This window comes from Bradyrhizobium sp. SZCCHNS3002 (assembly GCF_032377435.1).
In the GTDB taxonomy this organism is placed as follows: Bacteria; Pseudomonadota; Alphaproteobacteria; order Rhizobiales; family Xanthobacteraceae; genus Bradyrhizobium.
Map to the genome: position 1 here is coordinate 190,260 of NZ_JAUHHY010000007.1, position 26,263 is coordinate 216,522.

Consider the following 26,263-nt stretch of genomic DNA (forward strand, 5'->3'; position numbering starts at 1 on the left):
CAGGCGAGTCGCCGGGCGCGGAGGTCAGTTCTTCGCGCTCACCTGCGGCACCAGCTTGCGCCAGTGCATGATCTCGGCGCGGTAGGTCGCGGTGTAGACGCCGACGTCGCCGATGAGCGGCGTGGCGCCGACCTCGGCGAACTGCCTGCTGATGTCGGGATCGGCCAGCGCGGCGTTGATCTCGCGGTTGAGCAGCTCGACGATGGCTTTCGGCGTGCCGTGCGGCACGGCGACGCCATAGAAGCCGGAGGTTTCGAACGCCGGCAGCACGTCGGCGACCGGCGGCAGATCGGGGAAGGCGGCGGCGTGCTCGCGCGTCGTGACGGCCAGCGCCCGGACCTTGCCGCTGCGCAAAAGGTCGACGGCGGAAGCGGCGTTGTCGAACATCGCGTGGATGTGGCCGGAGGCGAGGTCGGTCAGGGCCGGACCCGAGCCACGATAGTGCACAGTCGACCACGTGAGGCCGCCGAGTGTCCGGAACAGCTCGGCCGACAGCAGCTGGACGGTGCCGGGACCGGCGGAGCCGACGCTGAGCTTGCCCGGGTTGGCCTTGGCATAGGCCAGGAATTCGGGCAGCGTCTTGACCGGCAGCTGCCGGCTGACCAGCAGCAGCAGCGGCATGCGCGCCATGCCGGCGACCGGCGTGAGGTCTTCGTCGGTGTTCGGCGAGCCGTCGACCGAGGCGGTGATGACGTTCGCGGTCGAGGTCGCGAGGATCGTGTAGCCGTCCGGCGCGGCGCTCGCGACGCTCTTGGTGGCAGTGGCGCCGCCCGCACCCGGCCGGTGATCGAGCACGAAGGGCTGGCCCAGGCGGCGGGTCAGCCGGTCGCAGATCAGGAGCGACAGCCGGCCGGTGGCTCCACCCGGGGCAAACGGAATGACCCAGGTGACGGGCTGAGCCGGATAGGGCGCATCAACTCCGGCGAACGCCGTGGTCGAAGTCATGGCTGCAACACTGCTCCAGGCGGCGCAGCGCAGCAATGCGCGTCGTGTCATCGTGTCCTTGGGCATGCCGGCCTTCGCGTTGGCATGTTCTGGGAGCGGTACGCTAACCGGCATTTCCGAGAACTTCGTAAAGGATCGCATTCGCATCAACAGCCACGCACTCTCGGCCGGTTAACCCTCCCGATTAACGGCTGGTGAGGCCACACCGCCTATAAGCACGCCGAATTGGGGCGAGGGCGTTCATGAACTCCGGGCAGTCGGATCGATCTGTGGAACTCAGCACGGCCTCTCGGAAGCCGTCGGCGGCGAAGATCTGGCTGAAGGCGATCGATCTGACCTCGCGCATCGAGGCAGAGCCGGCGCGGCTGTTCGCCGACGTGGTGGACGACTGGGCTGCGAAGCAGCCCGAACGGCCGGCGCTGGTCTCCGATCGCGAGACGCTGAGCTATTCCGCCCTGTCTGCGCGCATCAACCGATACGCCCGCTGGGCGCTGGCCAACGGCATCGGGCCGGGCCACACGGTCGCCTTGATGATGCCGAGCCGGCCCGACTACTTGGCCGCCTGGCTCGGGATCAGCCGCGTCGGCGGTGTTGTTGCGCTCATCAACGCCAATCTCATCGGACCGTCGCTCGCGCATTGCATCAATGTGGCCCGGCCAATCCATGTGATCGTCTCCAAGGACTTCCACGAAGCTTATACGGAGGTTGCGCCGTTGATCGCGGGCGGGCCGCGTGTCTGGTTTGCCGACGGCGGCGATCTCGACGTCGCGATCGCCGCGATGGATACGCACGCGCTCGACCCAACCGAGCGCCGCGCTGTGACGATCAACGACCGCGCGCTGCTGATCTACACCTCCGGCACGACGGGCCTGCCCAAGGCCGCCAGCATCAGCCATCGCCGCATCATGAACTGGGGCGGATGGTTTGCCGGCCTCACCGGCGCAGGTCCCGACGATCGCCTCTATGACTGTCTGCCGGTCTATCATTCCGTCGGCGGCATCGTCGCGCCCTGCAGCATGCTGCGCGCCGGGGGAGCCGCGGTGCTCGCCGAGAAATTCTCGGCGCGCAATTTCTGGCGCGACATCGTCCGTCACGATTGCACGCTGCTGCAATATATCGGCGAGCTCTGCCGCTATCTGCTGGCCGCCGCGCCGTCCGATTTCGACCGCGCGCATCGGCTGCGGCTCGCCTGCGGCAACGGCATGCGCGGTGACGTCTGGGAGGCGTTCCAGGCGCGTTTCCGCATTCCTCAGGTGCTGGAATTCTATGCCGCGACCGAAGGCAACTTCTCGCTCTACAATGTCGAGGGCAGGGTGGGATCGATCGGGCGCGTGCCGTCGCTGCTCGCGCATCGCTTTCCCGCCGAAATCATCAAGCTGGATGCCGACCAGCGCGCACCCCTGCGCGGAGCCGACGGACGGTGCCTCGTCTGCACGCGCGGCGAGATCGGCGAGGCCATCGGCCGCATCGGTACGGCGGACAAGGGAGGCGGTCGCTTCGAAGGCTATACCGATACGGGCGAGACGGAGAAGAAGATCCTGCGCGACGTCTTCGAGAAGGGCGATGCCTGGTTCCGCACCGGTGACCTGATGCGCCAGGACGATCAGGGCTTCTTCTATTTCGTCGATCGTCTCGGCGACACCTTCCGCTGGAAGGGCGAGAACGTCGCGACCAGCGAGGTGAACGAGGCGATCCTGCAATGTCCCGGCGTGTTGGAAGCATCGACCTATGGTGTTGTCGTGCCGGGGACCGATGGGCGCGCCGGGATGGCCGCGCTCGTCGTCGGCGATAGCTTCGATCTCGATCGTCTCTCCGTCGAACTTGCCCGAAGGTTGCCGTCCTACGCGCGGCCGGTGGCGCTCCGCATCACGTCGTCGCTGCGGTCGACTGAAACATTCAAGCAGAAGAAGCAGGAGCTGATGCGCGACGGCTTCGATCCGTCGGTCGTGCACGAGCCGCTCTACGTGCGAGACGCCGGGACAGGTGCATATTACCCGCTCGATCGCGATCTGCATGCGCGGATCCTCGCCGGCGAGGTTCGTTTGTAGGTGATTTTAATCATAGGCCATGATGGGCATTTACCAACGGTCCCGAAACATCGCGGGCCAGTCCGGGTTCCTTCACCTTCTGGCCCTATGGTCGGTTTCATCGTTTGAACAGTGCGCGGATTGGCCCATGTCGGTACGGTTAAGAATCATTGCAGCGATCAAGCAGATTGCGGAAGAACAGAAGGTCAAGCTGCCGCCGCTGACCGACGAGCTGACGTTGCATGAGACCGGCTTCGACTCGCTCGCTTTCGCCATCCTGGTCGCCCGTCTCGAGGACGATCTCGGCGTCGATCCGTTCACCCTGTCCGAGGATGTGACGTTCCCCAACACGATAGGCGACTTCATCGGGGCCTATGAGAATGTCCCCGCGTGAGATCTTCGCCCTTCGCGACCATCTCGGGACCGCGCTGACCGAACGGACGATCTCCGATCCGCGTCACGTCATATCGCTCGCCGAGCTCTCGCGCGGGAGCTGCCTCGGCAGCCGCACCGAAGAGCTCAACGGACGTTCGGTGCTGCTGGCGACCTCCGGCCAGCTCCTCGCCGGCCTTGCGCTGATCGAGATCGATGGCGTCGCACGACGTCTCCTGTTGTGTCCGCCGGATCTCAAGGGCGAGCATCTCGCCAGCATCATTGCCGATGCGGACATCGACGCCATCGTGACCGATGAGGTCCAGCGTTTCGACGCCTGCGGTGTCGATCTCGTGATCGAGGTCGCCCTGCCGCAGCCTTCTGCCGCGGTCGTGCAAACGGTGCGCGCCACCGAATGGCTGATGCTGACATCGGGTACATCGGGCGTGCCAAAGATTGTCGGGCATACGCTGGACGGTCTGTGCGGCGCGATCATCGGCGACCGTCCGGTACCTGGCGAAGCCATGCCGGTGTGGGCGACGTTCTACGACATCCGCCGCTATGGCGGCCTGCAGATCTTCCTGCGCGCCATCGTCGGCGGCGGCTCCATGGTATTGTCGGATCCGGGCGAGGGACTATCGGACCACGTCGCGCGTCTCAACGCACGCGGCGTTACGCACATGTCCGGAACGCCGTCGCATTGGCGCAAGCTGCTGATGAGTGGGGCAGTGGAAGGCTTCGCGCCGCGCTATGTGCGTCTCTCCGGCGAGATCGCCGACCAGGCCGTGCTCGATGGATTGAAGCTGGCATTCCCCCACGCTTCGATCGGTCATGCCTACGCCTCGACCGAGGCCGGCGTCGGCTTCGCCGTCAATGATGGGCTGGAGGGCTTTCCTGCGACGCTGCTCGGCGAAGGCCGCGGTGCCGTCGACATGAAGGTCGCCGACGGCTCGCTGCGCATTCGCTCCAAGCGCGCCGCGCACGCCTATGTCGGACGCGCTGCGGCCGCCCTGACCGATACGGATGGTTATGTCGATACCGGTGACATGGTCGAGCTGCGCGGCGATCGCTACTACTTCGTCGGGCGCCGCAACGGCATCATCAATGTCGGCGGGCTCAAGGTCCATCCGGAAGAAATCGAGGCCGTGATCAATGGCCATCCCGAGGTGCGGATGTCGCGCGCCAAGTCGCGGCGCAGCCCGATCACCGGCGGCATCGTCGTCGCCGAGGTCGTGCTGACGGCGGATGCCGATCCGGCGCGGACCGAGGCGGTCCGCAATGAGATCCTCGCCGCGTGCCGCGCGCGCCTCGCGCCCCACAAGGTGCCGGCGATGATCCGTATCGTGCCGGCGCTCGACGTCACACCGGCCGGCAAGCTGGCGCGCGCCGATGCGTAACGTTCTCGTCACCGGCGGCAGCCGCGGCATCGGGCTCGCCATCGCGCGCAGGCTCGCTGGCGCTGGCTATGACGTCGTCACGGTGGCCCGCCGGGAAAGCGAGGAACTGCGCGCTGCGATCGCCGAGTTCAGCGCCAGCAGCGCCGGCATTCATTTCCGCGCCTGCGACCTCAGCATCGTTGACGAACTACCCGCCTTCGTGAAGTCGGTGCGCGACGAGTTTGGTCCGCTCTACGGTCTCGTCAACAATGCCGGTCTCGGCACCGAGGGCCTGCTCGCGACCATGCATAATTCGGAGATCGAGGCCCTGGTGCGGCTGAACGTTCTGGCGCCGATGATCCTGACGAAATACGTCGTTCGCCACATGATGGCCGCGGGCGAGGGGCGGGTAATCAACATCTCCTCGATCATCGCCTCCACCGGCTACAACGGCCTGTCCGTCTACGGCGCGACCAAGGCGGCGGCCAACGGCTTCACGCGCTCGCTGGCGCGCGAGGTCGGCAAGGTCGGCATCACCGTCAACGCGATCGCACCGGGCTTCATCGCCACCGAGCTGACGCAGAGCATGGACGAGGAGCAGCAGCGGCGCATCGCCGGCCGCAGCGCGTTGCGACGGCTGCCGGAAACGGATGACGTGGCGGCGATGGTTGAATTCCTGCTCGGCGATGGCGGGCGCAATGTCACCGGCACCGTGCTGACGGTCGATGCAGGCAATACCGCCTGAGCCATTTGCGGCGATCGGTCGCTCTCGCCGTTGATTTCGCTCAAGGGTCCGACGGGCGGCAGCAGCGATAGTGCCGGCGCAATCCGGAACCGGTATCCATGTTCGAGCGCATTCTGCGGTGGACCCTCGTCGCGATCGCAATCGCGGGCCTCGCCGCGGGCGGCCTCGCGCATGTGCTCGGTCGCCCCGATCTTGCCGGGATCGCTTTTACGGCCTCGACCGTTCCGGTCATCCTGGGGCTGATCGTCTCGATCGTCCGCGATGTCCTGGCCGGCCGCATCGGCGTCGACGCGATCGCGCTGGTGTCGATGAGCGCGGCGATCATCCTCGGCGAGCCGCTGGCCGGCGCTGTCGTGGCGCTGATGTATTCCGGCGGCAACGTGCTCGAAGACATTGCCGTCGCCCGCGCCGAGCACGATCTGCGCGCGCTGGTCGATCGCGCGCCGCGCGAGGCACATCGCCGCCGTGGCGACCAGATCGACAACGTTCCGATCGCCAGCGTCGCGGTCGGTGATCGCCTGATGGTCCGCGCCGGCGAGATCGTCCCGGTCGATGGCATGGTCGAAGCGACCATCGCGGTCGTCGACGAGTCGGCGCTCACGGGGGAGCCGATCCCGGTGACGAAGACGCGCGGGATGGCGATCCTGTCGGGATCGGTGAATGCCGGCGACACGTTCGAAATGGCGGTCACCGCCACTGCGGGCGAAAGCACCTATGCCGGCATCGTCAAGCTGGTGACGACGGCCCAGACCGCGAAGGCGCCGTTCGTGCGGCTTGCCGACCGCTATGCGCTGATCTTCCTGCCCGTCAGCCTCGCCATCGCGGGGGCCGCCTATCTGGCTTCGGGCGATCTGATCCGGAGTCTTGCCGTGCTGGTGGCGGCAACGCCGTGCCCGCTGATTCTCGCTGCACCCGTCGCTTTCATTGCCGGCGTGGCGCAGGCGGCCCGAAGCGGCATTCTGGTCAAAGGCGGCGGCAAGCTCGAGGCGCTCGCGCGCGCCCATACCGTGCTGTTCGACAAGACGGGCACGCTGACCGTCGGCGGCGCGCGGCTGCTGTCGGTCGACGCCGCGCCGGGCGAGGACGCCGATGCGGTGCTGCTGCTCTGCGCATCGCTCGAGCAGGCCTCGCACCACGTGGTGGCGCACGCGATCGTTCAGGCCGGCCAGGCGCGCGGGCTGAAGCTGAAGGTGCCCGAACAGGTCAGGGAAACCATGGGCTCGGGCCTCGAAGGTCTGATCGATGGCCGCCCTGTGATGGCCGGCTCGCGCGACCTCGTGCTCGGCAGCCGGACGCCGCCGCCCTGGGCGGCGCGCGCGATCCGCCGGGCGTCGTGGCGGTCGGCGCTGATCGTCTTCGTTGCGATCGAGGGGCGCCCGATCGGGGCGCTGCTGCTGGCGGACGAGCTGCGCGCGGATACGCCGCGCGCGATCCGCTGGCTCCGCGAGGCCGGCATCGCGCGCATGGTCATGGTGACCGGGGACCGCGCCGCGGCCGCCCAGGCGATCGGCGCGGCGCTCGACCTCGACGCCGTGCTGGCGGACCGTGTCCCCTCCGACAAGGTGGAGGCGGTCAAGAGCGAGCAGCGGCTGCATCCCACCATCATGGTGGGCGACGGCATCAACGATGCTCCGGCGCTGGCCTCCGCCGACGTCGGCATCGCGCTCGGCGCCCGTGGTGCCAGCGCCTCGTCGGAAGCCGCCGACGTGGTCATTCTCGCCGATCGGCTCGATCGCGTCGGCGAGGCGATCGTGATCGCGCAGCGCGCCCGACGCATCGCCCTGGAGAGCATCTTCGTCGGCATGGGCCTGTCGTTCGTGGCGATGGGGGCCGCGGCCTTCGGCCTGCTGCAGCCGGTGCCCGCGGCCCTGGTCCAGGAAGCCATCGACGTCGCCGTCATCCTCAACGCGCTCCGCGCTCTGTTCCCGGCCGGCCGCAGCAAGGCCGGCCGGATCACGGCCGAAGACGGCCGAGGGCTCAGGCATGATCACCAGGCGCTGCTGCGCGGCCTCGACCGCCTGCGCGCGATCGTCGATGCGCTCGACGAAGCCCCGCCCGACGGCGCCGTGGCGCTGATCATGGAGGCGAACGGCGTGGTGCAGGACAAGGTCGTGGCGCATGAGCGCGACGACGAGGGCTCGGTCTATCCGAAGCTTGCTCGCCTCCTGCAGGAGAGCCACGGCCTGTCGGCAATGAGCCGCGCGCATCGCGAGATCCTGCATCTGGCGCGCCTGCTCGGCCGGCTGGTCGAGGATCTGCCGTCCGAACATGTGGACCGCTATCTGATCCGCGATGCGCAACGGGTGATCGAGGCGATCGAGACACTGGTCCGCATGCACACGGCGCAGGAGGACGACATCTACGAGGCCGTGGTGGCGCGCTCGGCCGCCTGAGCCGTTCGCGTCAGCCTGGATGCCGCGGCAGGTCGATCCGTTCGTTGGCAAATTCCGCAGGACCTTCGATCAGGCGGCGGATCCGCCGCTCGCGCTCCTCGGCGGACAGGCTCGGATCGAGCATCCGATCGATCAGCCGGATCGCATTCTGCTCGATGGCGACGGGATCCCGCGACGTGGGCTGCCCGGCTGCGGCCGGCCGCGATGCATGCAGGCCGATCGTGAGCAACTGGCCGATGGCGTCGGAGCGTGTCATCTGGTGAGCCTCCGCCCAGGCGTCGATCTCGGCGGTGAGCTCCTGGGACAGCTTCACCGCGCTCACCGCATCATGTCCCAGCCGGACGGCCGGGCTGTGATCCCTGCGGACGTCGGAGAATGGCGTCATTTGTTTGCCGGACGTCATCTGCCTGTTGATCATATCAGCCTAAAGTATACGGGAGGGACGGGGATTTGATTTCGATCAAGGACGGCTTAAGAAAGCGGCCTTCTCGCGACGGTTCCGCCGCCGAATGCTACGCGTGCCGCTGCCGCCAGGCGGGCCACGGAGCGTAATACCGTAGACAGTCAGCAAGCCCATGCGATTCCTCCACACCTTCCAGGTCTTCGACTTCCTCGACACGCTCGTGAGCCTGTTCACGGCGTTCGTGCTGGGCACGCTGATCGGCGCCGAGCGGCAATACCGGCAGCGCAGCGCCGGCCTGCGCACCAACGTGCTGGTCGCCGTCGGCGCGGCCGCCTTCGTCGACCTCGGCAACCGCCTCACCGGCGCCGACGGCGCGGTGCGGATCATCGCCTATGTGGTGTCGGGCATCGGCTTCCTCGGCGCCGGCACGATCATGAAGGAGGGCATGAACGTCCGCGGCCTCAACACCGCCGCGACGCTGTGGGCGTCCGCCGCGGTCGGCGCCTGCGCCGGCGCCGACCTGATCGCGCAGTCGGTGGCGCTGACGGTGTTCGTGCTGGCCGGCAACACCTTGCTGCGGCCGCTGGTCAATGCGATCGATCGCATCCCGCTCAATGCGCAGACCTCGGAGGCGAACTACGAGATCGTCCTGACCACCGACGGGCTGCGCGCCGCCGAGCTGCGCGAGGCGCTCGACGAGCGGCTGGAGGCGGCCAAATACCCGGTGCGGGAGACCGAGGTTGTCTATCGCTCCGAGGACATCGTCGAGATCATCGCGACGCTGGTGCCGCTCGCGGTCGATACGGTCGATCTCGACCGCGTCGTGTCCGAGCTGGCGAAGCTTGCCGGGGTCCGTCATGCGACTTGGAACGTCAGAGCGCTGGTGTGACGGCATTGGCGGACCAGCATCGCCGCGTCGGCGGCGGGGCGCTCGCCACACCTCGTGGCTGGCTGCCGCCGGCGACGGTCGCAAGCTCCCACCCACGTCATGGTTCGACATCCCCCAGCATCGCTCATCGCGCAACGGCGAGAGTTCCATGCCGCGTCTGAACCATCGCTGAATGCGATGGCCGCCGGTCGAGGCTCTGCCGTCAATGCCCGCCGCGGGCGAAGATCTCGTAGAAGCCGAGCACGATCTCGCAGGCGATCAGGATGACGACGATGACCTCGAGCCGCAGCGAGCGCTTGGTGTCGATGATGTCGGCGAGCGTGGTCGCCGTCTCCGCGATCACCGCGAGCTTGCGGTTGAGGGTGTCCTCCCGCTCCTTCAGCTCATACTCGTCCTCGAGCCGTGCATAGAGCCGTTCCAGATCGGGCCGGTCCCACAACACGTCCGGCTTCTCGCCGACCGCCACGCGGCCGGAGACGCGGTGCTGCACCAGCAGCGCCTCGCCGAGCAGCTTGAGCATCGCCACCCGGCTCTTCGATGTTCGCCCCAGCAGCGCCAGCTCGCGCGCGAACGGCTCGATCGTGTCGAACACGTTGGCGATCTCGCGCTCGCTGCGGCCGAGCACGACGCTCTTGGCCAGCGCATCGGCGACGATGAGCAGCCGCTCCAGCGACAATTCCTTGACCAGGACCGGGCCTCCGACCGGGATCGGCTCGTCGGATTCGCGCGCGACCTGGACCTTGGCCGTCTCTTCCTCGTGCGGCGCGATCGGGCCGAACAGTCGCGCGCTCAGCCGGTCGAGGAAGTTGATCTCCTCCGCCACCGACAGGCCGATGAAGACGACGACGCCGTAGCGGAAGACCACGGCGATACCCGTCTCGCCGATGCGGACCGCCAGCGGCGTCGCCGACAGCACTTGGCCCTCGAAGCCGGCGGTATTGATGCGGTCCGCGATCTGGAGCGCGCGGGCGGCGAGTTGTGGAACGGGTGAGGTGTCGGCCATGATGGCGATAGGCTAGCACGTCAATGCCGATGGAACGATAACGCGGTGCAATCCGTCAGGCGACACGTCCGCTGCCGAATATCGTTGCCTGAACCCGCTTGACAGGAAAGAACGTAGCTCCTCATTGGACGCGCACCCCGGACGGATGCCTCTCAATGTCGAAGACCAGCGCTGCGGACTACTATGCCTCGATTCCGGTGTTTCGCGGCTTCGCGCGCCTGATGGAGCCGCAGCTCTACCAGCCGGTGCCGGATGACTGGCTGATCGGCACGGCTGACATCGTCGAGTCGACCAAGGCGATCGCCGACAGGCGCTACAAGGCGGTCAACATGGCCGGGGCGGCGGTCATCGCCGCCGTCACCAACGCCTTGGAGGGGCGCGAATTCCCATTCGTGTTCGGGGGCGACGGGGCGAGCTTCGCCGTCGGGCCGGATGACGAAGCGGCCGCGCGCGAAGCCCTTGCCGCCACCGCGACCTGGGTCAGGGAGGATCTCGCTCTCGCGATGCGTGTCGCCCTGGTGCCGGTGAGCGCGATCCGCGCACAGGGCCTCGACGTCCGCGTGGCGCGCTACGGCCCGTCTGCCAACCTGTCCTACGCGATGTTCGCGGGCGGCGGACTGGGCTGGGCCGAGGCCGCGATGAAGCGGGGCGAGTTCGCGATGACGCCGGCGCCGTCCGGTGCGCAGCCCGATCTGTCCGGACTATCGTGCCGCTTCGAGGAGATTCCGGCGGCGCGCGGCGTCATCCTGTCAGTGCTGGTGCTGCCGGCGCCCGGCGCGGATGCGCAGGCCTATCGCAGGGTGATCGAGGAGATCATCACCCTCACCGAGCGCAGCCCCGACGCCGGGCGGCCGGTGCCGGCCGGCGCGCCGGCGCTGCGATGGCCGCCGCAGGGATTTGGCTACGAAGTCCGCGCCGCGCGCGGACCGCTGTTGTCGCGCTGGGCCCGCGTGCTCGGACGGACGCTGTTCGTCTATGCCGTGATGCGGTTCAACATCAGTATCGGCGGCTTCGTGCCGGATCTCTACAAGCAGCAGGTGGTCGAGAATTCCGACTTCCGCAAATATGACGATGCGCTGCGCATGATCCTCGACTGCACCGATGAGCTCGCGCAGGACCTGGAGCGCCGGCTTGGCGCGGCGGCGTCGCGCGGCATCGTCCGCTACGGGCTGCATCGCCAGGATGCCGCGATGATGACCTGCTTCACGCCGTCCGCGATCCGGCCGGATCACGTCCACTTCATCGACGGCGCGCGAGGCGGCTACGCGTCGGCTGCGACCGCGTTGAAGGCCGCGGTCGCCTGAGCGCTGATCAGCGCGCGCGGGTCCAGGTCTCGCCGCCGCACAGCGATCCGACGCAGCCTTCAACCTTCAGCGTGTCCGGGCCGGAGACGGAGATGTGGCTGGTGTAGCTCTGGCCGTCATCGGCGTTGTAGATCTTGCCGGACCATTTGTTCGGCCCCTCCGCGTGAACGCCTTCGAACAGTTGCAGGCCGATGATCGGGCGGTTGGCCAGCGCGCGATTCGGATTCTTGTTGTCGACGGCCGGCTTGCCGGTGTCGGTGTCCATCGGCTCCTTCAGCCACACGACGGTGCCGCAGAGACCGGCGCCGCATTTGGCGACCTTGATCCTGGCGTCGCCGGCCTGGGTCAGCCAGGTGCCGGTCGGATCATCGGCAGCCAAAGCGGGCTGCGCCATCACGACGGTCGCCAGCGCAAGACCAGCCAAACGCAATTTCCAAATCATCTTACCCCCCCGTTGAAGCCGCGTTTCCATAACAGCAAACGGCGCAGTTGCAATCGCAGAGCAGCGGTTGTCCAAAGCGGGATCATCACGATCAGGTGCATCGCCGACGGAACGTCTCAATCCCTTGCTCGGTTGTCTCATGCACTGGAAATGGCTTTGACTGCCGCGACAAACTCCATTGTCGTCCCGGCCTGGTGCGCAATTGCGCACGCGGCGCCGGGACCCATACCACCAGGGAGGGGTTTGAGGCAGACTGGTCATTGGCATTGTGCCCATCACGTCCGCCGCGGCGTATGGGTCCCGGATCGGCGCCGCGACGCGCTGGCGCGCGTCACGGCTTGTCCGGGACGACAGCGGTGGGTTTGGCGGATTTACGACTCAAACAGCTGATGACAGGGCCGGGACACGGCAGCGCGGCCTCGCGGCATGTGATGCCCGAGTGCTGCGATCCATGTGGCCCTCTTGAAAGTGCGGAGGGCGCAGGGAATGCCGGGTGAAGGCCTCACCCATGGCCCGCCTGCGAAAAAAATGCAGGCGGCAGGTACCACAGGCAAAGCCGAACACTCCGGCATTCCCTGCGCGACGGTCTTCACGCTTATACGCAGTCTCCCTGGTGCGCCGGGCTTGTTGGCCACCATGCCGCGACGATGCTTGCGCATCGCGCGGGTGACACCAGCGTCGGGGTGTCAGGACGCTGCGACTTCACGTCCGCAAGATATCGTTCGTCCGCATCCTCGTCGAAGAGAATGCTGCGATCTCTCGCGGCCATCGCACCCCGCCTCGCGTGTCGTGACGATCGCGCGCTACGCCCCTCTGCGGTGAGGCGGGATGCGCGGAGATAATCATGATTTCCGATTATTGGCAATAGGATTATTTTTTTCGGAAGCAGATGCCGGGCTGGTCAGCCGCTCCCGCTTGGGCTAAACCGCAGCTCCCGTGAACGAGCAGAGGCGGTCTGGAGCATGCGGCGTCCGATGAACAGAAGAGTTGCGCTGATGATGGCGGCATCGGCCGCGGCCGGTGTCGTGCTGGGCTCCCGCGCGGTCGCGGCCCAGACCAGTTCCGCCCAACCGACAGGAAAGACCATGACCACTCCCTCCGGACTGCAGATCATCGACACCAAGGAAGGCACCGGCGCGACGCCGACGCGCGGTCAGACCTGCGTGATGCATTATACGGGCTGGCTCTACGAGAACGGTCAGAAGGGCAAGAAATTCGACTCGTCGGTGGATCGCAACGAGCCGTTCGAATTCCCGATCGGCATGAAGCGCGTGATCGCCGGCTGGGACGAGGGCGTCGCGACCATGAAGGTCGGCGGCAAGCGCACGCTGATCATTCCGCCCGAGCTCGGCTATGGCGCACGCGGTGCCGGCGGCGTGATTCCGCCGAACGCGACCTTGATGTTCGACGTCGAGCTGCTGGGCGTGAAGTAGGTCTGGGAGAGTGAGGGCGGTTCGGTCAGCAAGCGTGCTGTGCGATACAGCGTCCTCTCCCCCAAGGCGAAGCGGAGCTTCGCCAGGGTGGGAGAGGACATCACCGGCCCATCCGCGAACGCTATAGGGTGAGGGGTATCCTTCGGCGAGCGATGCTCGGGGAGAGATACCCCTCACCCGACGAAGCTTGTGGGGACTGTCCTGCATGCCCTCTCCCACAAGGGGAGAGGGCGCATTCATAGGCGCCGGTTGGGACGCCGATAGTTGCTATTCGTCGTCAACTAACAACGGCGCGAAGACCGGCCCGCGAGGGGCCGGTCTTGTTAGTTTCTGGAGATCGTCATCGCGCGACCTCAGCGACCGCGCCGATCCTGCTCAGAGGTTCTTGTTCGCAGCGCCGGCGGCGGTGTTCACCGCGTCCTTGGTCGCCTGCTTGGCATCGCCCAGCGCCTGCTGGCCCTTGCCCTTCACTTCCTGGATCGCGCCTTCGCCCTGCAGACGGTCGTTGCCGGTGGCTTCGCCGATGCCCTGCTTGGCCTTGCCGATCGCCTCGTTGGTCGCACCTTTGATCTTGTCCATGGTCGCACCCATGATGTCTCTCCATTGTGTGTGTGAACTGTGCGGACTCAACGCGGGCGTTGCGAAAAGGTTCGCGTGGAACCGCAATGGCGCCGATGCGGCATTTCGACTACAATCGCGCCGGTTCCTCCGAACACAAGAATCCGAGAAGAAGAAAATCATGTCAGGCTCTCACGATCACGCGCACGGCCATTCCCACGATCACGGCGACGAGCGCTGGAAGCACGACGGCGTCCGCGTCATTCCGGGTCATCAGCTCGATGGCAACGTGCCGTCGACACCGGGCATGGACCGCAAGGCCGCGATCAACTTCGCGCGCGTCGGCGCGCAGAAATTGTGGGCCGGCACCGTCACGATCCGGCCGGACGCCAAGACCGGCGCGCATCATCACGGCCATCTCGAAAGCGTGATCTACGTCGTCAAGGGCAAGGCGCGGATGCGCTGGGGCGATCGGCTGCAATTCACCGCGGAGGCCGGCCCCGGCGACTTCATCTTCGTGCCGCCCTATGTGCCGCACCAGGAGATCAACGCCAGCCCGGACGAAGTGCTGGAATGCGTGCTGGTGCGCAGCGACGGCGAGGCGGTCGCGATCAACATCGACATCGAGCCGGTCGAGAAGCCGGAGACGGTGCTGTGGATCGATCCGGTGCACCGCGATCCCGCCGAGTCGAAGCCGTAGCCATCAAGGAAATGGCGGAGCCGTCTCGCGACGGCTCCGCCGGGCAGGGAGTGGCTATACCGCCCTCCCTCTCACACGCGAAGCAGGGGCGACTGTCGCGCGTGTGTCTCGCGGTTCGTTGTCTCGAGCCGCAGTTCGGATGAATGCCGATCAGGCCGCCTCGTCGGCGCGGCGCCAGACCGGAAACGGATCCGACAGCCGCGCCCATGCGGCGACATCCATCGCAGGCTTCCCCGGCAGCAGGCAGGCGTCGAGCCGCGCGCTCAGGCCCGCCTCATCCATGTTGCTGCCGATGAACACGATCTCCTGGCGGCGGTCGCCATAGACCTCGTCCCAGCGCCCGAGCATGCGCGTGCGCCAGTCGAGGTCCTCGGGCCACAATTTCTGCGGCACCGCAGCCCACCAGAAGCCGAGCGCGCTGGTGCGGACGATGGCGCCGGCCTGGCTGATCTCTCCGAGCCATTGCGGCCGGGTCGCCAGCCAGAAATGGCCCTTGGCGCGGATCACGCCCGGCCAGGATTCGCGCAGGAACCGGTCGAAGCGGGCCGGAATGAACGGCCGGCGGGCGCGGTAGACGAAGCTCGTCACGCCATAGGCCTCGGTCTCCGGCGCATGGTCGGCGAAGCCGTAGAGCTCGCTGTACCAGAGCGGGTGCTGCTGGGCGCGGTCGAAGTCGAAGCGCCCGGTCGCAAGCACGCGCTCCAGTGGCACACGGCCCTGGCTGGTCTCGATGATGTCGGCGTCCGGATTGAGCGCGCGAATGATCTTGCGCGCGGCGTTGCGCTGATCGCTGCTGGCATCGTCGACCTTGTTGAGCACGATCACGTCGGCGAACTCGATCTGCTCGACCAGCAGATCGACCAGCGCGCGCCGGTCGCCGTCGAACTGGTCGCCGCGGTCAGTCAGGAAGTCGGACGACGAATAGTCCTTGAGCAGGTTGACCGCGTCGACCACCGTCACCATCGTGTCGAGGCGCGCGACATCCGACAGGCTCATGCCATGCTCGTCGCGGAAGTCGAAGGTCGCCGCCACCGGCAGCGGCTCTGAAATGCCGGTGGCCTCGATCACGAGATAGTCGAAACGACCGCTCTCGGCCAGCGTGCGGACTTCCTTCAGCAGGTCGTCGCGCAGGGTGCAGCAGATGCAGCCATTGGTCATCTCGACCAGTTGCTCATCCGTCCGTGACAGATTGGCACCGCCATCGCGAACGAGGTCCGCATCGATGTTCACCTCGCTCATGTCGTTGACGATCACCGCCACCTTCAGACCCTGGCGGTTGTTCAGGACGTGGTTCAGCAAAGTGGTCTTCCCAGCCCCGAGGAAGCCGGACAAGACCGTGACGGGGAGTTTGCGCATCGAGATCGAACAGCCTCTTCAGGGGAAGGGGTCGGTGCCGGCGAACGGGCATGCGGCCTCAATCGTTATGTTATAACATAACATCATCTCAAGTCGCGCTGGGTGTCAAGGGAGAGTGGGTGACAAAGGTGTGAGAGGCGTGATGACGTGGGATCTTGCCGCGGGCGGTGGACGCGCGGGGGAGGCGTCGGCCTCAAGGAGAGCAGAGCAGGTTCAGCGGTGTGCTTTAGAATCGCCGGGAAACCGATCCGCTTGAGCGATGTTGCAGGAGCGACGCTGCAAGAACAACGCTGCAAGAACAACGACTGGTGCGCTCCCTCTCCCCGTTCTTACGGGGAGAGGGTCGGGGTGAGGGGCAGCCACACAAGAAGTCTTAGTTGTTAGGTCCGTTCTTTCTTGGCGTGAGGACGTTCGTGATGTGATCCGAACCTCTGTGATTCAGGTGAGACGGGTGGAGGCTATCGACTCAAACCGCTCGTGCGGCTGCCGCTCACCCCAACCCTCTCCCCGTGAAGAACGGGGAGAGGGGGCGCACCGTCATTGCGGCTGGAGCGTGCCTCATATGCAGCAAGCTACTTCGACAAAAACGCCGTGCCGGCCTGGCCGCTGGTCGCCGACATCGACAGCGCGCCGGGCGCGATCGCCCAGTTGGTCTGGTTGAGGATCAGCGTGTTGAACACCATCGTGACGCTGTTGCTGCTCATGGTCGAGACCGAGTTGATGGTGACGTTGCGGCTCGGCAGGTACATCAGGCCGGTGTAGGACGAGCTGCTGGTGCCGTTGATCGGCAGGTTCGTCGTCGACAGGCCTGACGGCTCGTACATCAGGATGTTGGCGTAGGTGCCGCTGGTCGGCGCCGACAGCGTCGCATTGACGTTGCCGTTGAAGGTGAGCGTCGCGTTCTGGTCGACGAGGTAGAAGGTGACGCCGCTGCCCGTCACCGTCCACCCCGAGTTGAAGGTCATCGCGCCGCCCTTGATGATGTAGAGGCCGGGATTGAGCGTCAGCGTGCCGGAGCCGTTGAAATTGGTCGCGCCGCAATACACGCCGGGGCTGAGCGTGACCGAGCCGGGATCGTAGACCTTGTTGTTGGTGGTGCACGCGCCCACCGTGACGGCGGGCAGCTTGCCGGCGAAGGGATCGGCGATCGCCGCGCAGCCGGTCTCGGCCGGCGGCGTGACGCCGCCGTTCTTGGTGATGTTGGTGCCCTTGATGCAGATGCGCTTGACGTTGAGCGTGGCGTTGAACATCGCCGCCGGGCTCTGCGTCGACAGCACGTGAACCTCGCAGCTCGGCGCATTGAGCTGGGCGCCGGAATTCACCAGCAACGATTGCGCGTTGATGGTGCTGACCAGCAGGATGCAGACCGGCGACCTGGCCTGCGCACCGGCTTTCGCCGTAGCGGACGCCGTCACGCCGAGCGACGTCGTGCCCATGACGTTGAGGAACGAGGTCTTCACCGTGGTCGTCGCGGTGCCCGACAGCGAGCCGTCGCCGTTGGGCGTGAAGGTCGCCGATGTGCCGCTGCCGAACCGGCCCTTGAAGCTGCCCGAGAACACCGCGCTCGCGGTCGAGACCTGCTGCGCGCTGGCCTGGGTCACGCCGGCGAGGACCGCGGCATCGACCGACTTCTGGAGTTGCGCCTTGGTGTCGCTGGACTTGGCGAAATCGACGGCGGCGCCGACCGACACCAGGATGGGGATGATGGTGATGGCGAAGATCATGCTGATCTGGCCGTCCTTCGCGCGGCCAAATCTCCATGCCAGATCGCGAAGTGTCTTCGACGAAATCGATACGGTCATGTGCAACGCTTCCTGCTGATGGCTGTCCGAGGCTCGACGCCGGCGGATGCGAGCCCGTGCTGCAAGGAAGTGGCGGCCAGACATTACCGCATGCTGAATCCGGTTCCGTAAAGGAACCCTGCGACGTCGTTGCGGAAGCCGAAGGTTATCAGTGTATTTGCCGGATCATCGAGAGGTGCTCGTTCGCACCACTCACTGGTAGTAGCCGCGCGAATTGCTTGTATTCGGCGGTGGCCGCTTGTGAGTTGCATGTCGTTTGAATTGCTCTTGCCGGTTAGTGTCCGCTAAGCGCGCGAGCGCCAGATCCGGGGCGAGAGAACGAGGCTGCAAACGAGTGCGTAGGCGACGAGCGACAGCGTGACCATTGCGGCGAGCGAGGCCATGCCGCCGCCGAGCATGACGATGGCGGCATAGCCGCCGCCCGCCGCGATCAGCACGCGCAGGGCGGAGCCGACGAACGGCCACAGCACGTGCCCCGCGCCTTGGCCGGCAAAAGCCAGCACGAAGCCGAAGCCGAGCGCGGCGTAGGCCGGCGCTACGGTGCGCAGATAGGTCGCGCCCTCGCGCACAACCTCGGCGTCGCGGCTGAACAGGCCGAGCCAGAGCGGCGGATGCAGCGCCACGATCACGCCGATGGTCCCGACCAGCGTTGCGCCCGCCAGGGCACTGATCCAGGCGATGCGGCGCGCACGGCCGCGCTGTCCGGCGCCCACATTGATGCCGACCATGGTCAGGGTGGCCGTGCACAGTCCGAACAGGATCGGGATCATGATGTAGTCGAGCCGCGAGGCGATGCCGTAGGCGGCGAGCTCCGAGGTGCCGAAGCGGCCGGCGAGCGCGGTCACCAGGATGACGGTGAGATTGACCATGACCGCGTTCAGCGCGGTCGGCAGCCCGACCCTCAGGATGTCGGCGAACAGCCGGGCCTGCAGGCGCCCAACGCGCACATGCAGGCTGGAGCGGCCGGAGGCCATGGTGCGCACCAGCACCAGCATGGCGCCGCAGTAGTACAGGCCGAAGGCGATGCCCGCGCCGGCGATGCCGAGCCCCGGCAGCGGACCGAGGCCGAAGATCAGCAGCGGCGAGGCGGGGATCATGACCAGCGCGCCGACCAGGGTGACCAGCGCCGGCACCCGCACATTGCCGGCGCCGCGCAGCGCCGCCGCCTGCAGGTTGACGATCCACACCGGGATGGCGCCGGCGAACAGATAGTTGGAGTAGCGCAGCGCGGCCTCCAGCGCGCCTGCGCGTCCGCCGAGCGCATGGTACAGGGCCGGGCCGAGCAGGGCGGTCGCGAGCGTGAACAGGCCGCCGGCGATCACCGCCAGCACGATCGCATGGAACGCGATGGCATCGGCATCGGCGTTGTGCCCGGCGCCGACGGCGCGCGCCACCGCCGAGGAGACGCCGCTGCCGATGCCGCCATTGGACATCATCGTCATCAGCATGAAGATCGGGAACACCAGCGCGACGCCGGCCAGCGCATCAGTGCCGAGGAAGCCGACGTAGTAGGCCTCGGCGACGTTGACCGCGGTCTGCGCCACCAGCACCGTCATCGTCGGCAACGCCAAGCGGAACAGCGCCGGCAGCACCGGGCCGGAGAGCAATGCCGTGCGGACCGACGCGGCCTTGGCGCGCGACGGAGCCGGGGCCGGCGTGACAAGCGGCGCTGGCGCCTCCGGAGCTGCCGTGCCGCTACGCCGGGCCTCGCTGGTTGCCTGGGTGGAAACGTCCATCGGATCTCCGCGCGCCTGGCGAGCCGTTGCATTGAAATGACGATCATCATTCAATAGGTCCGCCGCCGGGCGCGGGTCAAGGCGACGCGGGCGCAGGCCGATCATGAAAATTTGGCGGAGCAGGGTGATCCGCTGCGCCGGGGCGGCCCGCTAATAATGGACGCGCAGGCCGATGCCGCCGTGGATGGTGTTGCCGACCGGCTGCGGGCCGAGCGTGCCGTTGACGAACAGGTCGGCGATCCAGCCCTGCGGCAGGCGGAAGCCGAGCCGGCCGCCATATTCGAACCAGCCCTGGTTGCCCATGGTCGGCGTCACCGTGCCGTTGCCGGTGACGGTCGCGACGATGCCGGAGCTGGTCGCGAACGACTGGACGTAGCCACCATTGATGTTGGCCTCGATGCTCGTGCCGAACAGGTGGGTCCACTGGCCGCCGACCTTGACCAGGCTGGTGCGGTCGGTGCCGCCGGCGATCGTCGCGTCGAACGGGTTGAAGGCCACCGTGGGATCGCGATAGCCGGCGACGTGCTGCCACAATTGCCACAGCTCGACCGAGGCCGCGAGCTCGTCGCGCGGCGAGAACCGGCTGATCCAGCCGGCGCGGCCATAGACCGCGTAGTTCGATGCCGTGGTGGTGCCGTCCACCGTGACGTTGCCGAGGCTCGTCGCATAGCTGCGGCCGTAGCGCACGCGTTCATAGGGCGTCAGGATCGTGCCGACGTCGAAGAACGGCCGCGACGAGCCCCAGTCGGCGAAGTCGTAGCGCAGTGCAAAGGCGCCGATCGGCGCAGACGTCACGTGATAGCCGTTCTCGTCGTAGTGCGTGTAGGCGAGGCCGGCGAGCAGCGCCAGATTGCTGGTGAGCTGCTTGCGGCCATGGATGCCCGCCGAGAACGAGCCGGCCGAGCCGAACGCGCTGACGCAGTCGCTGCAGTTGACCTGCTCATTGACGCCGAGCAGCACCAGCCCGAGCACGCGGTTGGTGATCATCTGGTTGAAGCGCTGGTCGGCGAGGCTGTTGATCGCGTTGGCGCTGTTTCCCGCGCCGGTGGGCGACGGCGACGGGGTCGGCGTGCTCGAGGGCGAGGGCGTCGGCGTCGGACTGGCGGTCGATGTCGGCGTGGCCGACGGCGTCGGCGTCGCGGTGGGCGAGGAGGTCGGAGACGGCGACGGGGTCGGGCACGGCGCCGCCGCGAAGTTGTCCACCCCGCAAGTGCTCTGCGCGGCGGCCGGCGCGGCTTGCAGGGCGAGCGCGAGCAGCCCGCCGGCGATGGCCGTCATCAGGAGAGCAAGCTGACCGCGGCGTGTTCTCATCGTCATCGTCCGCACAGGATGCCGGTGAAATCCTGCGGCGGCGCATTGCTGGCGAGATCGGTGACCGTGCAGAGGCCCGATGTCGACGCGCAGCTCGCCGCAAAGCTCCAGGACGGATTGCTGGTCTTCTTGATCGTGCTCCTGCCGTTGCCGGTTGCGGTGATGATGGCCGTGTCGCCGGGCTGGGTCAGCTCGAGGCATTGGAAGGTGAGGGTGCAGACCCGCGACGCGCCTTCCTGCAGCACAACCATGGTCTGGCCGCGCTGCGAGCGGATGTCGAGGATGGTGCCGCGCACGCCGATGGTCGCGAGTGGCGTGTTGATCTTGTAGGCGGTCTTCTCGGAATGGCCGGTGACGAAGCGGAACGCGCCGGTGCCGAGCCGGATCGCGATGTCGCGATAGCTGGTCTCGTCGTTGAACACGGTCCGGTCGAGCGTCAGGGTGGCGTTGGCGCCGAGCGAGAGATTGGTGCTGTCGATCATGACGAGCCGCGCGGCGCTGTCATTGCCGGTGCGCACGGTCTCGTTGCGTACGACGCCGTCGCCGACATTGATCGGGCTGCTCGACGCGCCTGCAACGCGCAGCACGTCCTTCTGCACCAGCACGGCTTCGCCGATGCGGCCGTCGGCGCTCGCGCCGCCCGCGACGCCCAGCAGAGCGGCGGCCGAGATCGCAGCGACACAGGTTCGGCGACGCAGGCTCATATCCACACCGAAGGTCGTTCCCTGCTCAATCTAGCCGAAGACGGCGTGCGGGGTTGTTGTAAAATGGGCACAAGTTTGCCTCGATGACCGTTCGGTGGTTAGTTGCCGTCACCGTGGGATCAGTTCAACGCGGAGGCCCATGAAGGTATCTGCTGCTCGCCGGGATGACGACGAAGATGACGGCGAGGTTGCGCAGGATGGCGCTCTGTCGGTCCGCCGCGGCGTGATGACGGCGTTGCTGATCTTCGCGATCGCGCACGTCGTGCTGATGATCGGGCTCGCCTCGCCGCCGAAATTCGTCTTCGACGAGGTGCATTACGTGCCGGCGGCGCGGCAGATGCTGGGACTGGGGCCGGCGACGCCGCAGCTCAACCCGATGCATCCGCCGCTCGCCAAGGAGCTGATCGCGCTGTCGATCAGGACGTTCGGCGACAATGCCTTTGCATGGCGCTATCCCGGTACCGTGCTCGGCGGGCTCGCCGTCGCCGCGATCTATCTGTGCGGCCTGGCGCTGTTCGCGGCGCAATGGCCCGCCATCGCGGCGGCGCTGCTCGCGGCCTTCAACCAGATGCTGTTCGTCCAGGCGCGCATCGCGATGCTCGACATCGGCGCGCTCGCCTTCAGCCTGCTCGGGATCGCGGCGTTCCTGTTTTCGTTCAGGCTGCGCCGGCCGCAGGTCGTGTTCGCGCTGGCGGGGGCGCTGTTCGGCCTTGCGATCGCCTGCAAATGGAGCGGGCTGTTTCCGCTCTTGACGGCGCTTCTCATCGTCGGTCTCATCAAGCTGTTGCAGCATTGGCAGACCTCGTTCGGCGATGGCGAGCCGACCGACTGGTATCGGCCCGAGCAATGGCCGCAACTGAGCTGGCTGCAGATCGTGCTGGGCCTCGTCGCGATGCCCACTGTCTGCTATCTCGCGACCTTCGTCCCGCTGCACGGCCTGTCCGTCATGGGCATCGTCGAGGCGCAGCGGCGCATCTTCGCCGACAGCGTCACCACGGCGATCGCCGGCCACACCTATATGAGCGCGTGGCCGACCTGGCCGCTGCTGGTCCGTCCGGTCTGGTTCCTGTTCGACAAGAATGGTGACACCGACATCGCCGCGGTGGTGCTGCTCGGCAATCCGCTGGTGCTGTGGCCGGCGCTGGCCGCGCTCGCGATCTGCGCCCGGGATTTCATCGCGACGCGCAGCGCGACGGCGTTCCTGATCCTGGCGTTCTATCTCGGCTGCTATCTGCCCTGGGCGCTGCTGCCGCGCGCGCTGAGCTTCATCTACTACTACCTGCCGTCGGCGACGCTGGCGAGCCTCGCGCTCGTCCATGCGCTGCGACGCTGGCCGCGCTGGGTGCTGGTGAGCTATGTCGCCGTCGCGATCCTGGGCTTCGTCGCGATGCTGCCGATCAGCGCCGCCTTCATCGGCACGACGATGCAGACTTTCACCCGGCTGATGCTGTTCCAGAGCTGGATCTGAACGCGGACAAAAAGCGCCCCGCCCGCCAGGGACCGTAAGCAGGCGGGGCGATGCGCGGCGGAGCGCTCACTTCGCCGCGGTTTTGGTGTCCATGTTGACGACCTGGACCCGCCGGTTGAGCGGATCGGCCGGGTTGGCCGCGTCCTTGAGCTTGGTCTTGCCGTAGCCGACCGTGACGAGGTCCTGGCCGGGGAGGGCGAACTTCTCGACCAGATAGCGCTTGATGGTGTCGGCGCGGCGCTCCGAGAGATCCTGGTTGAAGCCGTCGCTGCCGATGCCGTCGGTATGGCCGGCGACCACGAAGGTCGAGCCCTTCAGGTTCGGATCGGACAGCGCCTTGCCGAGCTCCTGCACGGCCGGCATCGAGGCCTTGCTGATGTCGGCCGAATTGTAGTCGAACTGGATCTCGAGATCGATCTTGGGCTTGGTCGCCGCGATCTCGGCGATCTGCTCGCGCTCGCCGAGCGACAGCGAGCGGGTCTTGCGGTTGCGCATGCTGTCGATGAAGGCCGCTTGCTTCGCCTGCGTCGCCGTGTCGACCTGCGGGGTTGCCTGCGGTCCGACCGAGATGCCGCGCGTCACGGCCTTCGGCTTCAGCGCGTTGAGGATCTTGTCGGCCGACACGGCCTCGCCGGCGAAAGCGGTGCCTGCGCCGATCGCCAGCATCGCGGAGAACGCCGCCGCCTGAACTGCAAAACGTCCAAAATATGGGGTCATCGTCGTTATCCTCGGGTCGTCATGCCCTATGGCCATTGGATGCGTGAACGATAGAACGGGTTCAAAGCGTCCAATGTGATCGACGTCACGTTGTCGGGCCGGGCGGCCCTCGAGGGGCGAAGCGAGCGGTCCGCGGGACGCGCCGCGCGCTGCCGCAAAGCGATCGGCAGCTGGCCGGTCCGCGAACAACAAATCGGCCAGATGCGGTTCTACCGGATAGCGCTCGCCAGGAAAAAATCGCAAACCTAAGGGACGCGAACGGCGAGTGGATTCGTAGTCAAGAAACGCGAACAGAAAAGCAGAGCCGTGTTCAACCCATCGCACAGGCGCGACTATCAGTCCCATCGGGCGAGCAGCCAGGATCAGGCGGGATCATCCGGTTCCATGTCGACGCTGATTGGAGCAGGGATCATTGCCGCATCGATCCTGCTGTCGACGCTGTTCACGGCCGTCGGCAACCGCTATGTCGGCCTGGAAAGTCCCTCCGAGGATACGGCCTGGCTGGTCGACCGCCTGACCGGCCGCATCTACAAATGCCGTGCGCCCGATCCCGGCCGCGCCAGCTGCAAGGCCGAGATCGCCACCGGCAGCATTCCGGACAAGTCCAAGCCTTGAGGTTCCGCAAGGGGTTCCCGTCGGCCTGATTCGCCGTTGCGGGAGCGGGGGCGAATCTCGCACCATTGCGCGGCATGCCCGCCGTTTCCACGCCCATCCCGCTCTCCAAGCCGCAGGCGCGCCGCATCTGGCTGCGCGCGCAGCGCCTCGATGCCGACGCGCCGTTCGGCGCGGGCCCCGAGGCGGTCGCCGCCGCGATCGCCCATCTCGGCTATGTGCAGATCGACACCATCAACGTCATCGAGCGCTGCCACCACCACATCCTGTTCAGCCGCATTCCCGCCTATCGCCGCGCCGATCTCAGGCAGGCGCAGAGCGCGGACAAGACCGTGTTCGAATATTGGACCCACGCGCTGTCCTATATTCCGGTGCAGGACTTCCGCTACTTCGTTCCGGCGATGCGCCGCCACCGCCGCGAGGGCCATCGCTGGCTCACCACCGTGAAGCCGGAGGATACGCGCAAGGTCATGCGGCTGATCCGCCAAGGCGGCGCGCTGACGATCCGCGACATCGACGACGACGTGCTGCGCGAGAAGGACCACGCCTGGGCCAGCCGCAAGCCGTCGAAGCGCGCGCTGCAGCTCGGCTTCTACGAGGGCGTGCTGACGGTGTCGGGCCGCGACGGCATGCTCAAGACCTACGACCTCACCACCCGGCATTTCGGCTGGGAACGGCTGCCGAAGGGCGCCAACGATCGCGAGATCGCAGCCTATCTGCTCGACCGCGGCCTGCGCGCGCAAGGCGTCGTCAGCCTCGATTCGCTCTGCCATCTCAATGCCCCCAGCAAGGCCGCGGTGCGCCGGGTGATCGATGCCAGGGTCAGGCGCGGCACGCTTGTGCCGGTGGCGCTGGAGGGCGCCGGCAAGCAGGAGCACTGGGCGACGCCAGCAGCGTTGGACGAGCCGGTTGAAATCGATCCGGCGCGCGTGCACATCCTGTCGCCGTTCGATCCGCTGATCATCCAGCGCAAGCGGACGCAGGCGATCTTCGACTACGATCATCGCTTCGAGGCCTATGTCCCGAAGGACAAGCGCCTGTTCGGCTATTTCGCGCTGCCCGTCCTGGTCGGCGACGAGATCGTCGCCGCGCTCGACCTCAAGACCGACCGCCAGAACGGCAAGCTCCTGATGCAGAAATGGAGCTGGGTCGGCCCGGGCAAGGCCGCGCGTGGCGAGCTGCGCAAGGCGCTGAAGCGGGAGATCGAGGACGAATTGCACCGGTTCCAGCGGTTTCAACTTGGAGACTGACCTTTCCGCCGGAGAATCGTTCGAGCTCTTGATTTGGAAACGAATGTTTCCTAAAAGGAGGAATGACGCGGTCACAAACGAATTCGTCCGAGCGCCGCGGCCCTGGTCGGCCGCGCGAGTTCGATATGGACACCGCCCTGAACAGGGCCCTGGTGGTCTTCAGCGAGCGCGGCTACCACGCCGCGTCGCTGGCCGAGTTGCGCGCCGCCATGAAGCTCGCCACTGGCAGCCTGTACAAGGCCTTTGCGGACAAGCGCGCGATCTTCCTGGCGACGTTGGATCATTACATCGCGCGCCGCGACCAGCAGGTGCGCGAGCGTCTGGATGCGCAGCACAGCGGCCGCGACAAGCTGGAGGCCTTGCTGCAGTTCTATGCGGAAGCCGCCAGCGACAGCGAAGGCCGGCGCGGCTGCCTGGTCGTCACCAGCGCGGCGGAGCTCGCCACCTTGGATGCGGAGGCCGCTGCCAAGGTCCGCGGGGCGTTGCGGCGGGTTGAAAGCCTGTTGCGCGATCTGATCGACCTCGGACAATCCGACGGATCGATCCGGCCGAATCTCGACGCGGAAGCCGTGGCCGGCGCTCTTTTCTGCGTAATCCAGGGGCTGCGGGTGGTCGGCAAGACGGGACGTGCGAAGAACGAGATGATGAGCGTCGCAAGTCAGGCCGCGGCCTTGTTCGCGTGATGCCGTGCCAAATTAGGAAACATTTGTTCTATAA

24 protein-coding genes are annotated in these 26,263 nt (G+C 66.8%); 13 read left to right on the forward strand and 11 right to left on the reverse strand.

The window, feature by feature from the left end:
• Window positions 1-24: 24 nt before the first annotated feature.
• Window positions 25-1,011: a tripartite tricarboxylate transporter substrate binding protein gene (locus QW845_RS16970; protein ID WP_315802697.1), complete on the reverse strand. Its 987-nt coding sequence runs from the start codon at window positions 1,009-1,011 to the stop codon at window positions 25-27.
• 176 nt (window positions 1,012-1,187) lie between these two features.
• Between QW845_RS16970 and QW845_RS16975 the strand changes: the two genes are divergently transcribed.
• From QW845_RS16975 to QW845_RS16995, 5 genes are all read left to right on the forward strand, one after another.
• Window positions 1,188-2,993, forward strand: a complete 1,806-nt coding sequence (locus QW845_RS16975; protein ID WP_315802698.1) for a long-chain-acyl-CoA synthetase — start codon at window positions 1,188-1,190, stop codon at window positions 2,991-2,993.
• A gap of 127 nt (window positions 2,994-3,120) precedes the next feature.
• Complete coding sequence (locus QW845_RS16980) at window positions 3,121-3,366, forward strand: acyl carrier protein (RefSeq protein WP_315802699.1); 246 nt, start codon at window positions 3,121-3,123, stop codon at window positions 3,364-3,366.
• Window positions 3,353-4,741: a fatty acid--CoA ligase family protein gene (locus QW845_RS16985; RefSeq protein ID WP_315802700.1), complete on the forward strand. Its 1,389-nt coding sequence runs from the start codon at window positions 3,353-3,355 to the stop codon at window positions 4,739-4,741. The genes QW845_RS16980 and QW845_RS16985 overlap by 14 nt, the downstream gene beginning before the upstream one ends.
• The gene (locus tag QW845_RS16990; RefSeq protein WP_315802701.1) at window positions 4,734-5,465 is read left to right on the forward strand and encodes an SDR family NAD(P)-dependent oxidoreductase; all 732 of its coding nucleotides are present in this window, start codon (window positions 4,734-4,736) and stop codon (window positions 5,463-5,465) included. Before QW845_RS16985 ends, QW845_RS16990 begins: the two co-directional genes overlap by 8 nt.
• 98 nt (window positions 5,466-5,563) lie before the next feature.
• Entirely contained in the window at window positions 5,564-7,858 is a 2,295-nt protein-coding gene (locus QW845_RS16995; protein ID WP_315802702.1) for a heavy metal translocating P-type ATPase, read from the forward strand.
• A 10-nt stretch (window positions 7,859-7,868) separates the two neighbouring features.
• On the opposite strand, the gene QW845_RS17000 is transcribed toward QW845_RS16995, so the two are convergent.
• Window positions 7,869-8,276 carry a hypothetical protein gene (locus tag QW845_RS17000; RefSeq protein WP_315802703.1) on the reverse strand — a complete coding sequence of 136 codons (408 nt, stop codon included), beginning with the start codon at window positions 8,274-8,276 and terminating at the stop codon, window positions 7,869-7,871.
• A 157-nt stretch (window positions 8,277-8,433) separates the two neighbouring features.
• Here QW845_RS17000 and QW845_RS17005 point away from each other — a divergent pair, with 157 nt between their 5' ends.
• A complete protein-coding gene (locus QW845_RS17005) occupies window positions 8,434-9,150 on the forward strand; it encodes an MgtC/SapB family protein (protein WP_315802704.1) in 717 nt (238 codons plus the stop codon).
• Between the two features lie 202 nt (window positions 9,151-9,352).
• On the opposite strand, the gene QW845_RS17010 is transcribed toward QW845_RS17005, so the two are convergent.
• The gene (locus tag QW845_RS17010) at window positions 9,353-10,153 is read right to left on the reverse strand and encodes an RMD1 family protein (protein WP_315802705.1); all 801 of its coding nucleotides are present in this window, start codon (window positions 10,151-10,153) and stop codon (window positions 9,353-9,355) included.
• A gap of 155 nt (window positions 10,154-10,308) precedes the next feature.
• On the opposite strand from QW845_RS17010, the gene QW845_RS17015 reads away from it, so the two are divergent.
• Window positions 10,309-11,457, forward strand: a complete 1,149-nt coding sequence (locus QW845_RS17015; RefSeq protein ID WP_315802706.1) for a DUF3095 domain-containing protein — start codon at window positions 10,309-10,311, stop codon at window positions 11,455-11,457.
• Between the two features lie 7 nt (window positions 11,458-11,464).
• On the opposite strand, the gene QW845_RS17020 is transcribed toward QW845_RS17015, so the two are convergent.
• The gene (locus QW845_RS17020; protein ID WP_315802707.1) at window positions 11,465-11,899 is read right to left on the reverse strand and encodes a DUF2147 domain-containing protein; all 435 of its coding nucleotides are present in this window, start codon (window positions 11,897-11,899) and stop codon (window positions 11,465-11,467) included.
• A 974-nt stretch (window positions 11,900-12,873) separates the two neighbouring features.
• Here QW845_RS17020 and QW845_RS17025 point away from each other — a divergent pair.
• The gene (locus QW845_RS17025; protein WP_315802708.1) at window positions 12,874-13,332 is read left to right on the forward strand and encodes an FKBP-type peptidyl-prolyl cis-trans isomerase; all 459 of its coding nucleotides are present in this window, start codon (window positions 12,874-12,876) and stop codon (window positions 13,330-13,332) included.
• Window positions 13,333-13,707: 375 nt separating this feature from the next.
• Here the strand turns inward: QW845_RS17025 and QW845_RS17030 are convergent, their stop codons facing one another.
• On the reverse strand, window positions 13,708-13,923 hold the full coding sequence (locus QW845_RS17030) for a CsbD family protein (RefSeq protein ID WP_315802709.1): 216 nt from the start codon (window positions 13,921-13,923) through the stop codon (window positions 13,708-13,710).
• Window positions 13,924-14,071: 148 nt separating this feature from the next.
• On the opposite strand from QW845_RS17030, the gene QW845_RS17035 reads away from it, so the two are divergent.
• On the forward strand, window positions 14,072-14,590 hold the full coding sequence (locus QW845_RS17035; protein WP_315802710.1) for a cupin domain-containing protein: 519 nt from the start codon (window positions 14,072-14,074) through the stop codon (window positions 14,588-14,590).
• Window positions 14,591-14,740: 150 nt separating this feature from the next.
• Here the strand turns inward: QW845_RS17035 and zigA are convergent, their stop codons facing one another.
• From zigA to QW845_RS17060, 5 genes are all read right to left on the reverse strand, one after another.
• On the reverse strand, window positions 14,741-15,946 hold the full coding sequence (gene zigA / locus QW845_RS17040) for a zinc metallochaperone GTPase ZigA (RefSeq protein ID WP_315802711.1): 1,206 nt from the start codon (window positions 15,944-15,946) through the stop codon (window positions 14,741-14,743).
• Window positions 15,947-16,518: 572 nt separating this feature from the next.
• Entirely contained in the window at window positions 16,519-17,748 is a 1,230-nt protein-coding gene (locus tag QW845_RS17045) for a TadE/TadG family type IV pilus assembly protein (RefSeq protein WP_315802712.1), read from the reverse strand.
• A gap of 284 nt (window positions 17,749-18,032) precedes the next feature.
• Window positions 18,033-19,484 (reverse strand): MATE family efflux transporter, encoded by a 1,452-nt coding sequence (locus QW845_RS17050; protein ID WP_315802713.1) that lies wholly within the window; start codon window positions 19,482-19,484, stop codon window positions 18,033-18,035.
• 150 nt (window positions 19,485-19,634) lie between these two features.
• Window positions 19,635-20,801: a hypothetical protein gene (locus QW845_RS17055; protein WP_315802714.1), complete on the reverse strand. Its 1,167-nt coding sequence runs from the start codon at window positions 20,799-20,801 to the stop codon at window positions 19,635-19,637.
• Window positions 20,798-21,499, reverse strand: coding sequence for a FecR domain-containing protein (locus QW845_RS17060; RefSeq protein ID WP_315802715.1), 702 nt, complete (start codon window positions 21,497-21,499; stop codon window positions 20,798-20,800). Before QW845_RS17060 ends, QW845_RS17055 begins: the two co-directional genes overlap by 4 nt.
• A gap of 139 nt (window positions 21,500-21,638) precedes the next feature.
• Here QW845_RS17060 and QW845_RS17065 point away from each other — a divergent pair, with 139 nt between their 5' ends.
• Entirely contained in the window at window positions 21,639-22,967 is a 1,329-nt protein-coding gene (locus tag QW845_RS17065; protein WP_315802716.1) for a phospholipid carrier-dependent glycosyltransferase, read from the forward strand.
• Between the two features lie 66 nt (window positions 22,968-23,033).
• Here QW845_RS17065 and QW845_RS17070 read toward each other — a convergent pair whose 3' ends face one another.
• Window positions 23,034-23,684, reverse strand: a complete 651-nt coding sequence (locus tag QW845_RS17070; RefSeq protein ID WP_315802717.1) for an OmpA family protein — start codon at window positions 23,682-23,684, stop codon at window positions 23,034-23,036.
• Window positions 23,685-24,068: 384 nt separating this feature from the next.
• Here QW845_RS17070 and QW845_RS17075 point away from each other — a divergent pair, with 384 nt between their 5' ends.
• From QW845_RS17075 to QW845_RS17085, 3 genes are all read left to right on the forward strand, one after another.
• The gene (locus QW845_RS17075; RefSeq protein WP_315802718.1) at window positions 24,069-24,299 is read left to right on the forward strand and encodes a hypothetical protein; all 231 of its coding nucleotides are present in this window, start codon (window positions 24,069-24,071) and stop codon (window positions 24,297-24,299) included.
• A 74-nt stretch (window positions 24,300-24,373) separates the two neighbouring features.
• Window positions 24,374-25,546 carry a winged helix-turn-helix domain-containing protein gene (locus QW845_RS17080; protein ID WP_315802719.1) on the forward strand — a complete coding sequence of 391 codons (1,173 nt, stop codon included), beginning with the start codon at window positions 24,374-24,376 and terminating at the stop codon, window positions 25,544-25,546.
• A gap of 125 nt (window positions 25,547-25,671) precedes the next feature.
• Complete coding sequence (locus QW845_RS17085) at window positions 25,672-26,229, forward strand: TetR/AcrR family transcriptional regulator (protein ID WP_315802720.1); 558 nt, start codon at window positions 25,672-25,674, stop codon at window positions 26,227-26,229.
• Window positions 26,230-26,263: the final 34 nt, after the last annotated feature.